This window comes from Micromonospora chalcea, assembly GCF_002926165.1.
Lineage (GTDB): Bacteria > Actinomycetota > Actinomycetes > Mycobacteriales > Micromonosporaceae > Micromonospora > Micromonospora chalcea.
On sequence record NZ_MAGP01000024.1, the window covers coordinates 1 to 12899 of the forward strand.

12 protein-coding genes and 1 riboswitch are annotated in these 12899 nt (G+C 73.9%); of the genes, 6 read left to right on the plus strand and 6 right to left on the minus strand.

Annotation, left to right across the window (positions count from 1 at the left end):
- The 5 genes from BAW75_RS03555 to BAW75_RS03575 form a co-directional block, all read right to left on the minus strand.
- Positions 1–678 (minus strand): SGNH/GDSL hydrolase family protein (locus tag BAW75_RS03555; RefSeq protein ID WP_104112685.1); only part of this gene is annotated, 678 nt, incomplete at its 3' end.
- Positions 679–719: 41 nt separating this feature from the next.
- On the minus strand, positions 720–1352 hold the full coding sequence (locus BAW75_RS03560) for an HAD family hydrolase (RefSeq protein ID WP_104112614.1): 633 nt from the start codon (positions 1350–1352) through the stop codon (positions 720–722).
- Positions 1349–1741: an MmcQ/YjbR family DNA-binding protein gene (locus BAW75_RS03565; RefSeq protein WP_043323649.1), complete on the minus strand. Its 393-nt coding sequence runs from the start codon at positions 1739–1741 to the stop codon at positions 1349–1351. Before BAW75_RS03565 ends, BAW75_RS03560 begins: the two co-directional genes overlap by 4 nt.
- Positions 1742–1777: 36 nt before the next feature.
- The gene (locus BAW75_RS03570) at positions 1778–2998 is read right to left on the minus strand and encodes an MFS transporter (RefSeq protein ID WP_104112615.1); all 1221 of its coding nucleotides are present in this window, start codon (positions 2996–2998) and stop codon (positions 1778–1780) included.
- Entirely contained in the window at positions 2995–4569 is a 1575-nt protein-coding gene (locus BAW75_RS03575; protein ID WP_104112616.1) for a class I adenylate-forming enzyme family protein, read from the minus strand. The genes BAW75_RS03570 and BAW75_RS03575 overlap by 4 nt, the downstream gene beginning before the upstream one ends.
- A 285-nt stretch (positions 4570–4854) precedes the next feature.
- Here BAW75_RS03575 and BAW75_RS03580 point away from each other — a divergent pair, with 285 nt between their 5' ends.
- The 6 genes from BAW75_RS03580 (at position 4855) to BAW75_RS03605 (ending at position 11212) form a co-directional block, all read left to right on the plus strand.
- Positions 4855–6165: an SGNH/GDSL hydrolase family protein gene (locus BAW75_RS03580; RefSeq protein ID WP_043323654.1), complete on the plus strand. Its 1311-nt coding sequence runs from the start codon at positions 4855–4857 to the stop codon at positions 6163–6165.
- A 66-nt stretch (positions 6166–6231) separates the two neighbouring features.
- Positions 6232–7455 (plus strand): cytochrome P450, encoded by a 1224-nt coding sequence (locus tag BAW75_RS03585; RefSeq protein ID WP_104112617.1) that lies wholly within the window; start codon positions 6232–6234, stop codon positions 7453–7455.
- Complete coding sequence (locus BAW75_RS03590) at positions 7452–8462, plus strand: alpha/beta hydrolase (protein ID WP_231915428.1); 1011 nt, start codon at positions 7452–7454, stop codon at positions 8460–8462. Before BAW75_RS03585 ends, BAW75_RS03590 begins: the two co-directional genes overlap by 4 nt.
- Positions 8455–9588 carry an alpha-hydroxy acid oxidase gene (locus tag BAW75_RS03595; protein WP_104112686.1) on the plus strand — a complete coding sequence of 378 codons (1134 nt, stop codon included), beginning with the start codon at positions 8455–8457 and terminating at the stop codon, positions 9586–9588. The genes BAW75_RS03590 and BAW75_RS03595 overlap by 8 nt, the downstream gene beginning before the upstream one ends.
- A gap of 1 nt (position 9589) precedes the next feature.
- Positions 9590–10933 carry an aminotransferase-like domain-containing protein gene (locus BAW75_RS03600; RefSeq protein ID WP_104112618.1) on the plus strand — a complete coding sequence of 448 codons (1344 nt, stop codon included), beginning with the start codon at positions 9590–9592 and terminating at the stop codon, positions 10931–10933.
- Positions 10934–10960: 27 nt separating this feature from the next.
- Positions 10961–11212 carry a hypothetical protein gene (locus BAW75_RS03605; protein ID WP_013286617.1) on the plus strand — a complete coding sequence of 84 codons (252 nt, stop codon included), beginning with the start codon at positions 10961–10963 and terminating at the stop codon, positions 11210–11212.
- Positions 11213–11277: 65 nt separating this feature from the next.
- Here BAW75_RS03605 and BAW75_RS03610 read toward each other — a convergent pair whose 3' ends face one another.
- Positions 11278–12714, minus strand: coding sequence for a glycine hydroxymethyltransferase (locus BAW75_RS03610; RefSeq protein WP_030499908.1), 1437 nt, complete (start codon positions 12712–12714; stop codon positions 11278–11280).
- A gap of 18 nt (positions 12715–12732) precedes the next feature.
- Positions 12733–12822, minus strand: a riboswitch (ZMP/ZTP riboswitch).
- Positions 12823–12899 lie beyond the last annotated feature (77 nt).

Consider the following 12899-nt stretch of genomic DNA (forward strand, 5'->3'; position numbering starts at 1 on the left):
GGGGTGGGGGGGGGGGGGGGAGAGGACCTTCAGGGTTTCGGCTGTGGCTATCGCGTCGCTGCGGGCACTGCCGTGCCGCCCGTCGCTGCTGTACAGCGACGGGTCGGCCACCAGCGGATGGTCGGTCAGGTGCACGTGCAGCGTGCCCAGCCGCTCGGCCACGCCGCGGGTGTGCCGGGACAGCCGGCGCATCCGCTCGCCCAGGCCCGCGCGCAGCGTCTCCGGCACGGCCGGGCTGTGCGAGACGTCGAACATGCCCACCGTGATCACGTCCGCCCCCGCTTCCCGCAGCGCGGTGATCATGGCGGTCAGCTCGGCGTCGACCGCGTCCGGGTCGTAGGCGGACCGGAACGCGTCGTTGCCGCCGCACACCACCAGTGCGAGATCCGGTGCGAAGGCCAGCGCGTCGGCCAGCTGGGCCGCCCGCACCTCGTGCGCGCGCAGCCCGCGCCGGCCCAGGTTCAGGTACGCCAGCTCCGGCCGGACGGCGCGCAGCTCGGCGGCGATCCGGTCGGCCCACTGGAGGTCCGGGTAGCCGTCGACCGGCTCGCACAGTCCTTCCGCGACGCTGTCGCCGAGCACCACGAACCGGCGCCACGGGTGCCCGCGCAGCAGCTCGGTGGCCTCGCCCGGACGCAGGCACCACGGATCAGTCGCCTCGGTCAACGTCGATGCCATGATCGGCAGGCTAGCCGAGCGCCCGGCGCGGCAAAAGAGGCTCAGCTCAGCAGGGTCAGCAGTTCGCCGGGCCGGGACAGACTGAGGTCGGCGGGTTCGGCCGGATCGTACTGATGGCCCCACGCGGCGGCCACCGCCACCGCGCCGCTGCTGCGGGCGGCGCGCAGGTCCAGCGGCGAGTCGCCCACGTACGCGGCCCGGCCGGCCGGCACGCCGAGCCGCCGGCAGGCCACCTCGACGCCCTCGGGCGCCGGTTTGGGGCGGGTGACCTGGTCGCCGCCGAGGACCACCCGGAAGTGACCGAGCAGGCCGACCCGGTCGAGCATGATCTCCGCCGCCTGGTGGCTCGCGCCGGTGAACACGCCCACCGGCACCCGGGCGGCGAGGTCGGCGAGCATCTCCGGGACTCCGGGGTAGACGCTCACCCGCCCGGCCGTCGCGGCCAGTTCGGTGTGGTAGCGGTCGAGGTCAGCGGCGGTGGCGGGGCGCCGGAGCAGGTGCGTCAGCAGGTCGGACGGTGAGCCGATCGAGTAGCCGGCGATGACCTCGGCGTCGGTGTACGACGGGCCGCCACCGGCCCGCACCGCCGCCCGGTACGCCGCCGGCACCACCTCGTGCGACTCGATGAGCGTGCCGTCCATGTCGAAGACGACGGCGTCCACCGGGCGGCTCACGCGGCCCCGGCCCGGTGCGCGGCGGCGAGCCGCTTCGGCGCGCGGGTGTGCCACGCCTCGGTGATCAGCTCGGTCAGGTCGTCCACGGCGATCCGGTCGAGCCGGACCAGCACGGCCGGGTAGCCGTCGAGGTGCGGCGTGGTGAAGTAGACCGCCGGGTCGTCGGCGAGCAGCGCCTCCTTGGCGCCCAGGTCGGGCACCCGGGCGCCGAGGATCGGGCCGTCCGGCGCGGCGTCGCCGAGCGCTTCGAGGTCGCTGCGGCGCAGCGGCCGGTCCCAGACGAACATCTTGTCGCGCACCCGCCAGGCGGGCAGGTCGTCGTACGAGCCGCGCTCGGTGGTCTCCGGCAGGGCCAGCGCGATGCGCCGCACGTCGTCCCAGGTCGCCATGGCCCCGACCCTACCGCCGCCCACCGACACCCCGGCTCAGACCGGCGTGGGGGTCGCCGGTTCCGGGGCCGGGCGGTGGGACCCGCGGGTCAGCAGCAGCGGTCCCACGGTCAGCACCAGGCAGACCACCGACATCACCAGCAGCGCCGGGGTGAGGTCGAGCAGCGCCACCGACCAGCCGCCGAGCAGCGCGCCGACGGGCAGGCCGAGGAACGCCACCGACCCGGAGATGCCCAGCACCCGGGTCTGCAGCTCGCCCGGCACCCGCTGGTAGAGCGACGCGCCGAGCAGCGGGTTCACCGCCGCGATGCCGATGCCGGACAGGAACGTCACCACCAGCACCACGACCAGGTCGTCGCTGAGCGCCAGCGCGAGCAGCCGGGGCGCGCCGCTGAGCGTCAGCCCCAGCGCGAACGTCGTCCCGGCGGGCAGCCGGGTGCCGAACATCGTGAACAGCACGTTGCCCAGCAGCGCGCCGCCCGAGAACACACCGAGCAGCAGGCCGAAGCCGGCCGGGTCGCCGAGCACCTGGTTGACCCAGAGCGGGATCCAGACCGCGACGCTGGCGTTGGCGAACATGTTCGACACCGAGACCACGATCAGCATGATCATCAGCGTCCGGTCGGTGCGCAGGTACGCGAAGCCGCCGCGCAGCGCCCGCAGGTAGGGCTCCCGGGGTGCGGGTTGAGTCGGCGCGGGCGGCCGGACCAGCACGCCGATGAGCAGCGCGCAGACCGCGAACGTGGCCGCGTCGATCCAGATGGCCCGGGTCAGCCCGACCCAGTCGATGAGCAGTCCGCCGAGCACCGCGCCGAACAGCGTCATGCCCCGGGCCAGGCCGTCGTAGGCGCTGGTGAGCCGGATCAGCGGCACCCCGGCCCGCTCGGCGGCCGGTTTGAACAGTACGTGCTTGACCCGGTCGCCGATGCCGCGCAGCCCGCCGGCGACCGCCACCAGGACCAGCAGCCGGCCGAACCCGAGCCAGGGGGCCAGCGCCACCACCGCCATCGCGACGGCGCTCGCCGCGTCCACGAACACGGAGGTACGGCGTACCCCGAAGCGGTCCGCCCACGGCGTGGCCAGCGCGCTGGAGAGCATGTACGGCAGCGTCTCCGCCGCCGCGACGAGTCCCATCTTGGTGGGGCTGCCGGTGGTCTCCAGCACCAGCCAGGGGATGGCCACCACGGAGATCCGGGTGCCGAGGTTGGACAGCAGGTCGGCGCCGACCAGGGTGTACAACTCCCGGCGCGGGTTCATGCCGAGCTGCCGATCACGGTGCCCAGCGTGTCGGCGTCGGCGGGATGCGCGGCGGCGTACCGGGCCCGAAGCGCCCGTTTGTCCACCTTCGCGGACCGGTTCAGCGGCAGCGCGTCCACGAACTCCACGGCGCCGGGCGCCCACGTCTCGCTCAGCTCCCGCACCACCAGCGCGATCAGCTCCTCGCCGGTCACCGACGCGCCGGGCGCCGGCACCACGTACGCGTACGGCAGCTCCCCGGCGACCGGGTCCGGCACGCCGATCACGGCGGCGGCCCGCACCTCGGGGTGGCCGGCGAGCACGTCCTCGATCGGGCGGGAGTAGATCGGCCAGCTGCGCGCCCGGGTGAGGATCCGGTCCTGCAACCGGTCGACCAGGTAGAGGTAGCCGTCGGCGTCGAGGTGGCCGATGTCGCGGGTGCGGACCCAGCCGTCGACGAGCGTCTCCGCGGTCAGCTCCGGCCGGCCGTGGTAGCCGGCGAAGCTCAGCTTCGTCCGGACCCACACCTCGCCGTCGTCGCCGGGCGGCAGCACCTTGCCGTCGGCGTCGCGGATCTCCACCGTCACGTCGCCGTACGGGCGGCCGCAGGAGCGCAGACGCTCCGGGTGCTCCGGGTCCTCGGTCAGCCCGGGCAGCGCGCAGATGACCACCGCCTCGCTGAGGCCGTACACGATGCGCAGGCACGGGCCGAAGCGGGCGATGGCCTGGCGCAGCCGGGCGGGCGCGGCGGGCCCGGCGCCCACGTTGAACATGAACATGGCGGAGAAGTCGGCGCCCGGCAGGTCGGGGTGGTCGAGCACCTCGTAGAGCATCGGCGGGGTGACGAATGTGGAGGTGAGCCGCTCGGCGTCCACTGTCGCGATGAACGCGGCCGGGTCCCACTGCTCGCGCAGGAACAGCACGCCGCCGGTGAACAGGTTGAACAGCGTGGTGATCTGGCCACTGGCCAGCCACATCGGTGAGTGCGACAGGTGCCGCAGCAGCGGGAACCCGGCGCCCCGGAAGTCGGCGGCCAGGGCGAGGACCTGCCGGTAGAAGCTCTCCCGGTGGTGCACCAGCTTCGGCGTGCCGGTGGTGCCGCTGGTCTGCAGGAACGACTCCGGCGCGGGCGCGTCGGCGGGCAGCTCAGCCGCCGGCTCGCCGGCCGTCGCGGTCAGGTCCGGTCCGGCGCCGCCGGGGCCGAGGCAGAGCACCGGTACGCCGGACAGCCCGGCCGCGATCTGGACCGCCTGCGGGTCGCGCGGGTCGTACACGAACGCCTCCGGCGCGGACAGCGCGACGAACTCGTCGACCTCCCGCCGCGAGGTCACCGGGGCGACCCACATGCTCCGGCAGCCCAGCAGGTGCAGCGCCAGTTGCAGCAACGGGCCCTCGACCGTGTTGCCGAGCATCACCAGCACGGCCGCGCCGGGGCGTACCCCGTGCCGGCGCAGCGCGGCGGCCAGGCCGCGCACCCGCGCGGCGACCTGGGGGTAGGTGAGGCGGCGTCCGCCGCCGACGAGCGCCTCCCGGTCGCCGAAGCCGGCGAAGAGCTCCAGCGCCTCGTGCACATAGTTCGGCCGGTCGGTCATCGGGCAGCCCCCATCATGGTCCGCGAGCGGCGTCCGGCCAGGTCAGGGCCGGGACATGACGGCAGGTGCCAGGTCGGCGACCGCACCGCCGCCAGCTTCCGAGCCTAGGCAGCGGCGGTCCACCGCGGACAGAGCCGATCGTCGCTGCGTCCCGCGACGTGGGCATTTGATCATGTCGATCAGGTTGATTGACGCTCGTCACCGCCGGAAGCTAGTTTCCGGTCCATCGCCCGGGCCGGTGCCGCCGACCGCGTCACGCCCGGGGCTGCCGACCATGGAGGATCGATGCCGACCCCGAAGAGATGGCACGTCATAGCTTCCGCCGTAACGCTGCTGATCGCCGCCACCCCGGCGGTCACCGCGAGCGCCGGCCCGACCGACACCGACCGCGCCGGGCACGGGCGCGCCGAGTGGGCCGGGACCTGGGCCGCGGCGGTGACCCGCGGGAACACCGTGGGCCTGACCGAGACCGGCCTGAACAACCAGAGCATCCGGATGACCGTGCAGACCTCGGTGGGCGGGCCGCGCCTGCGGGTGCGGCTGACCAACCTCTACGGCCAGCAGGCCATCCAGGTCGGCCGCGCCACCATCGCCCGGCCGAACACCGCCACCCCCGACGACCTGTCCGACATCGTCCCGGCCAGCGTCCGCCAGCTGACCTTCTCCGGCGCCGGCTCGGCGACCATCAACAAGGGCGCCGAACTGCTCAGCGACCCGGTGGCCTTCCCGGTGGCCGAGCAGGAGGACCTGGTGGTCACCCTGTACTTCCCGGTGCTCACCGGGCCGGTCACGTTCCACGGCCAGTCCCGGGTCACCAACTTCATCGGCGCCACCGACCTCACCTCGGCGGCCGACGGCGCCGGCTTCACCATCCGGCCCAACTGCTGCTGGATGTTCCTGTCCGGCATCGACGTGGAGCGCAAGGTGACGCCCGGCTCCGTGGTGGTGCTCGGCGACTCCATCAGCGACGGCAACGGCAGCACCGTCAACGCCGACCGCCGCTGGCCGGACCTGCTCGCCAAGCGGCTGATCGACGCCCGCCCGGAGCCGCGTACGCCGGGCGTGCTCAACCTCAGCCTGGCCGGCAACCGGCTCAACCACGAGGGCACCGAGCCCGGCGCGGGCGACTTCCCCGGCTACTACGAGCTGGGCCCGAACGCGCTGGCCCGGCTCAACGAGGACGTGTTCCCGCAGACCGGGGTGCGTACCGTCATCACCCACCTGGGCATCAACGACATCTGGATGAACGGTGACAGCCCGGAGGCGATCATCGCCTCGCTGCGCCAGCTCAACCGGCAGGTCCAGGCGCGCGGCCTGACCAGCATCGCCGGCACGCTCATGCCGTACGAGGGCAACGGCGGGCCGGGCGTGTGGACGCCGGAGAAGGACGCCACCCGGCAGGCCGTCAACACCTGGCTGCGCGGGCCCGGCCGGGCCGAGTTCGACGGCGTCGTCGACTTCGACGCGGTGATGCGCGACCCGGCGCAGCCCAGCCGGCTGCTGCCGGCGTACGACTCGGGTGACCACATCCACCCGAACGACACCGGAGCCGCGGCGATGGCGAACGCGGTGCCGTTGAAGCTGCTCGGACTGTGACACCGGGCGGGGGCGGCGGTCGACACGACGCCGCCCCCGCCGCCGTTTTCCTGGGGAGGAAAGACAGTGGACGTCAGCGAGATCCTGACCGGGCTCTACAGCGAACAGGGCCGGCAGAACCCCTATCCCTTCTACGCGGCCCTGCACGAGCACGGGCCGATAAACGCCGTTCCGGCCCGCGCCGAGCACAGCACCGTCAGCGCGGTGGCCGGCGGCTACGACATGGTGGACCAGATCCTGCGCGATCCCGGCTGGTACAAGGGCTTCCCGCCCGGCTGGGAGGAGCAGGAGATCCTGCGGACTTTCCTGACGTCGATGATGTTCGTCAACCCGCCCGACCACACCCGGATGCGCGCGGTGTTCGCGAAGACGTTCACCCCGCGCCGGCTGGTCGCGCTGGAGCCGGTGATCGAGCGGGTCGTCGCCGAACGCCTGGACCACATGGCCGAGGTGGGCGCCGACGGGCACGAGGTGGACTTCGTGGCCGACTTCGCGTACCCGGTCCCGGCGCTGGTGATGGCCGAGTTCATCGGCCTGCCCCCGGCCGACCTGGCCTGGTACCGGCAGCGGGTCGACTGGATCGACGAGTACATGGACGTGTCCGGCAAGACGCCGGAGCGGCTGGCCCGGGCCAACCAGGCCGCCGAGGAGCTGCGCGTCTACTACCGCGACCTGATCGCCCACCGGCGCCGTACGCCCGGTCACGACCTGATCAGCGGGCTGGTCGAGGTGCTCGACGCGGGCGGCGTCGACCTCACCGAGGACGAGTTGATCAGTAACCTGATCGTGCTGTTCAACGCCAGCTTCGTCACCACCGTCTACATGTTCAGCAACGGCCTGCCGCTGCTGCTGGACCACCCGGACGTGACCGCCGCGCTACCCGGTGACGACGCGCTGGCCCGGGGCTGCGTGGAGGAGGTGCTGCGGATGGAGAGCCCGGTGCACTTCCTGGCCCGCTCCGCGCCCGCCGGCGTCGACCTCGGCGGCGTGCCGGTCGACCGGGACGACAACGTGCTGCTGCTGATCGCCGCCGCCAACCGCGACCCGGCCCGGTTCCCCGACCCGGACCGCTTCGACCCGCGCCGTCCCGGCCCGCCGTCGTTGGCCTTCGGCGTCGGGCTGCACTTCTGCCTCGGCTCGGCGGTGTCCCGGCTGGAGGGCCGGCTGCGGCTGCCGCGCCTGTTCGCGCGCTTCCCGCGGCTGGCCGTCACCCAGCCGTACACGTACAGCGGGAGTCTGTTCCTGCGCGGCATCGACAAGCTCTTCGTCACCACAGGGGAGGCCGGATGACACTCGATCCGCAGGTGGTCGCGTGGCGGACCGCGCGGGCCGCCGCCGGGACCGTGCCGCTCTACACCCAGACCCTGGCCGAGGCCCGCGCCGCCGACCTCGCCGCGATCCGTGCCGGCTCCGGCGCGGTCGAGCCGGTCGCCGAGGTACGCGACACGACGGTGCCCGGCCCGGCCGGGCCGCTGCCGGTGCGGATCCACCGGCCGGACGGCGACGGCCCGCTGCCGACGCTCGTCTACTTCTTCGGTGGCGGCTGGACCCTCGGCAGCGTCGACACCGCCGACGGAATCTGCCGGCGGCTGGTCAACCTGACCGGCGCGCAGACCGTGACGGTCGGCTACCGGCTCGCCCCGGAGCATCCGTTCCCGGCGGCGGTGGAGGACTGCCACGCCGCGGTGCGGCACCTCGCCGCGCACGCCGCCGAGTTCCGCGTCGACCCGGACCGGCTGGCGGTCGGCGGGGACAGCGCGGGCGGGAACCTGGCCGCCGCTGTCACGCTGCTGGCCCGCGCCGACGGCGGTCCCCGGCTCGCCGCCCAGCTGCTGGTCTATCCGAACACCGACCAGCGGCCCGGGCACCGCCCCGGCGACGACGAGGACCCGATGCTGTTCAACAGGCACTCGGTGGGCTGGTACCGGAGCCACTACCTGGCCGACCCGGGCGACGCGGCCCACCCGCTGGCGTCTCCGCTGCTCGCCGAGGACCTGGGCGGCCTGCCCCCGGCGCTCGTGATCACCGCCGGGTACGACCCGCTGTGCGCCGAGGGCCGGCGGTACGCCGAGCGGCTGGGCGAGGCCGGCGTGCCCACCGAGACGGCCCACTACCCGGGGATGGTGCACGGGTTCTTCGCCATGCCCGGCGTGTTCGACGCCGGACGGCAGGCCCAGGAGCGGGCCGCCGCCTTCCTGCGCCGCACGTTCGGGCTCGACCGCACGCCCGGTGCGGGCGAGTCCGCTGCGGGCGTGGACCCGGCCGGGAACACGGTGGGCGCGGGCGGCCATGGCTGACCCGGCACGCGACACGCAGCCGCCCGCCGACGCGGCGGACGGCTTCGTGCCGCCGGTCAGCCTGGCCGACTTCGCCGCGCTGGCCCGGGCGGTGCTGCCGCCCGACGTGTGGGACTTCGTCGACGGCGGCAGCGGCGCCGAGACCGCCCTGGCCGCGAACCGGGCCGCGCTCGATCGGGTGGCGGTGCTGCCGCGGATGCTGGCCGGCGTGGACGACCCGTCCACCGAGGCGGCGCTGCCCGGCGGCCGGGCCGCGTTGCCGGTGGCTGTCGCGCCGATGGCGTACCAGCGGTTGCTGCACCCCGACGGCGAGCCCGCGCTCGCGGCGGCGGCCCGCGCGGCGGGCGTGCCCTACGTGGCCAGCACGCTGGCCAGCACGCCGATCGAGGAGATCGCGGCGACCGGCGCGACGGTGTGGTTCCAGCTGTACTGGCTGCGCGACCGGACGCTGGTGGCCGACCTGCTCGACCGGGCGTCGGCGGCCGGCTGCGCGGCGGTGATGGTGACTGTGGACGTGCCGGTGCTCGGGCGGCGCCTGCGCGACGCCCGCAACGGGTTCGCGCTGCCGCCGCACGTCACCGCCGCGAACCTGCCCGGCGGCCGGGACGACCTGGCGCACCAGGGCACCCCCGGCGTGTCGGCGGTGGCGGTGCACACCGGCGCGGTCTTCGCCCCGGCGCTGAGCTGGGCGGACCTGGAGTGGCTGCGGGAGCGTACCCGGGTGCCGTTGCTGGTCAAGGGCATCCTGGACGCGCGCGACGCGGTCCGTGCGGCGGACGCCGGCGTGGACGCCGTGGTGGTCTCCAACCACGGCGGACGGCAGCTCGACGCCGCCCCGGCCAGCGCGAGCGTGCTGCCCGAGGTGGTCGAGGCGGTCGACGAGCGGTGCGCGGTGCTGCTGGACAGCGGCGTCCGCGGCGGCGTCGACGTGCTGCGCGCGCTGGCGCTGGGCGCGGACGGCGTGCTGCTGGGCCGGCCGCTGCTCTGGGCCCTGGCCGCCGGTGGCCGGGTCGGCGCCGAGGCGGCACTCGCGCTGCTCGCGGCGGAACTGCGCGACGCGCTCATCCTCAGCGGCTGCCCGGACCCGGCCTCGGCCCGGCGGCTGCGCACCCGGATCGGAGGCTGACGTGGAACCGGTCGACCTGGCCGTCACGGCGCTGCACGGCAGTGTCGGCGACCCGGCGCTGAACTCGATGAACTTCCTCAACGAGGTGGCGCAGCACTACCCGGACGCGGTGTCGCTGGCGGCCGGGCGGCCGTACGAGGAGTTCTTCGACTCGGCGGTGCTGCACACGTACCTGGACCGCTTCCGCCGCCACCTCGCCGAGGACGTCGGGCTGGACCGGGCCGGCGTGGACCGGACGCTGCTGCAGTACGGCCGGACCAAGGGCGTCGTGCACCACCTGATCGCCCGGCACCTCGCCGTGGACGAGGGGCTCACCGTCGACCCGGAGTCGATAGTGGTGACAGTTGGCTGCCAGGAGGCGATGTTCCTGGTGCTGCGCGCGCTGCGGACCGGCCCGGCGGACGTGCTGTTCGCTGTCGCGCCCACGTACGTCGGGCTCACCGGCGCGGCCCGTCTGGTCGACCTGCCGGTGCGCCCGGTGGCCGGCGGGCCCGACGGCGTCGACCTGGCCGACCTGCGCGCCGGGGTGCGCCGCGCCCGCGCGGAAGGGCTGACGCCCCGGGCCTGCTACGTGATGCCCGACTTCGCCAACCCGTCCGGCGTCAGCATGGGCACCGGGCAGCGGCGACGGCTGCTGGAGCTGGCCGCCGAGGAGGACCTGCTGCTGATCGAGGACAACCCGTACGGCCTGTTCCCGGCCGACGGCACCGCGCGGCGGCCCACGCTCAAGGCGCTGGACACCGCGCGCCGGGTGGTCTACCTCGGCTCGTTCGCCAAGACCGTGCTGCCCGGGGCCCGGGTCGGCTACGTGGTCGCCGACCAGCGGGTGGGGGAGGCCGACGGCACAGTGGTCCCCTTCGCCGACCACCTCGCGAAGATCAAGAGCATGGTCACGGTGAACACGTCACCGATCAGCCAGGCGGTGATCGGCGGCGCGCTGCTGGCGCACGACTGCTCGCTGGTGGCCGCGAACGTGCGGGAACGGGCCGCGTACGCCCGCAACCTGCGCCACCTGGTCGACGGCCTGGCCCGGCGCTTCCCGGCCGGCGGCCCGGTCACCTGGACCGTCCCGGCGGGCGGCTTCTTCGTGGTGGTGAGCGTCCCGTTCCCGGTCGACGACGCGCTGCTGCACCGCTCGGCCCGCGAGTACGGCGTGCTCTGGACGCCGATGGCCCACTTCTACGATGCGGGCACGCCGGTGAATGCGTTGCGGCTGTCGGTGAGCGCTGTCACACCGGAGTCGATCGATCTCGGGCTGGACCGGCTCGCCGCGCTGGTCACGGACACCATGTCCGGCAGCGTGACGCCGGAGTGTCAGGGTTCCGGCACACTACGTGTTTCCTGACGCCGTTCGTCTGTTGATAATGGACCAATGGTTGCCTGGGAGTACGCGTTGCTCGTTCGTCGGTATCAGGGTCAGGGACGCAATTTCCACGTCTCGTTCGTGTGGTACGGCCCGGACGGGTCACGCACCGACGTGACCGCGTACGGCGACACCGCCATCGCGCACCTGAACCGGGTCGGCCGGGAGGGCTGGGAACTGGTCTCCGCCGCCGAGGACGTGAACAACGTGCAGGGCAGCACCGAGGTCCACCGCTACCACCTGAAGCGCCCGCTGCGCTGACCCCGTAACCGCCGGCACCCCGGGAAACTCCTTCTCCCGGGGTGCCGCTTCGTGTTGTCGGGCGCTCAGCCCAGGTCGACCGAGGGGTAGAGCGGGAACGGCGTGAGCAGGTCGGCGGCCTGCTTGCCGACGGACTCGGCGACCGCCGGGTCCAGCACGTACTTCGCCTTCGACGGCGCGCCGTCCGGGCCGGTGCCGGGCGTGGTCTGGCTGAGCACGGTGTGGATCAGCTCGGCGGTGGCGTCCATCTCGGCGGCGCCGAGGCCCCGGGTGGTCAGCGCCGGGGTGCCGATGCGGATGCCGGAGGTGTACCAGGCGCCGTTCGGGTCCTGCGGCACCGAGTTGCGGTTGGTCACGATGCCCGAGTCCAGCAGCGCCTGCTCGGCCTGCCGGCCGGTCAGGCCGTACCCGGACACGTCGATGAGCACCAGGTGGTTGTCGGTGCCGCCGGTGACCAGCGTCGCGCCCCGGCGCAGCAGCCCGTCGGCGAGCGCCTGCGCGTTGTCCACGATCCGCTGGGCGTAGTCGGCGAAGTCGGGGCGGCGTGCCTCGGCCAGCGCGACCGCCTTGGCGGCCATCACGTGCGGCAGCGGCCCGCCGAGCACCATCGGGCACCCCCGGTCGACCTGGTCGGCCAGCTCCGGGCCGCAGAGCACCATGCCGCCGCGCGGGCCGCGCAGCGACTTGTGCGTGGTGGTGGTGACGATGTGCGCGTGCGGCACCGGGTCGAAGTCGCCGGTGAAGACCTTGCCGGCGACCAGCCCGGCGAAGTGGGCCATGTCGACCATGAAGGTGGCGCCGACCGAGTCGGCGATCTCCCGCATGATCCGGAAGTTGACCTTCCGCGGGTACGCGGAGTAACCGGCGACCAGGATCAGCGGCTTGAACTCGCGGGCCGCCTCGGCCACCCGGTCGTAGTCGATCAGGCCGGTGGCCGGGTCGGTGCCGTAGCTGCGCTGGTCGAACATCTTGCCGGAGATGTTCGGCCGGAAGCCGTGGGTGAGGTGCCCGCCGGCGTCCAGCGACATGCCCAGCATCCGCTGGTTGCCCAGCTCACGGCGCAGCGCGAACCAGTCGGCCTCGGTGAGGTCGTTCACCTGCCGGGCCTGCGCCTTGCGCAGCGCGGGGGACTCGACCCGGTCGGCCAGGATCGCCCAGAACGCGACCAGGTTGGCGTCGATGCCCGAGTGCGGCTGCACGTAGGCGTGGGACGCGCCGAACAGCTCGCGGGCGTGCTCGGCGGCGAGCGCCTCGACCGTGTCGACGTTCTGGCAGCCGGCGTAGAAGCGGCGCCCGACGGTGCCCTCGGCGTACTTGTCGCTGAACCAGTTGCCCATGGCCAGCAGCGTCGCCGGGGAGGCGTAGTTCTCGCTGGCGATGAGCTTGAGCGACTCGCGCTGGTCGGCCAGTTCCGCGGCGATGGCGTCGGCGACGCGCGGCTCGACGCCGCGGACGACCTCCAGCGCGCTGCGGAAGGCGGTGGACTCGGCGTTGCGCGACATGCGACCTCCAGGTGACGTGCGGAAGGCCCAGGCGCTCGGCATGCGTCCTCATGACGAGGCCGCTCCCCGATGGTGCTCCATCTCCACGCGCCAGTCACGGCCCGTGCCGATCCTACCGGCCCGGCCCGGACCTGCGGGGTTGGGCCGCCGGTCCCGGCGACTGAACCCCGCGACGCGAGCGGGAC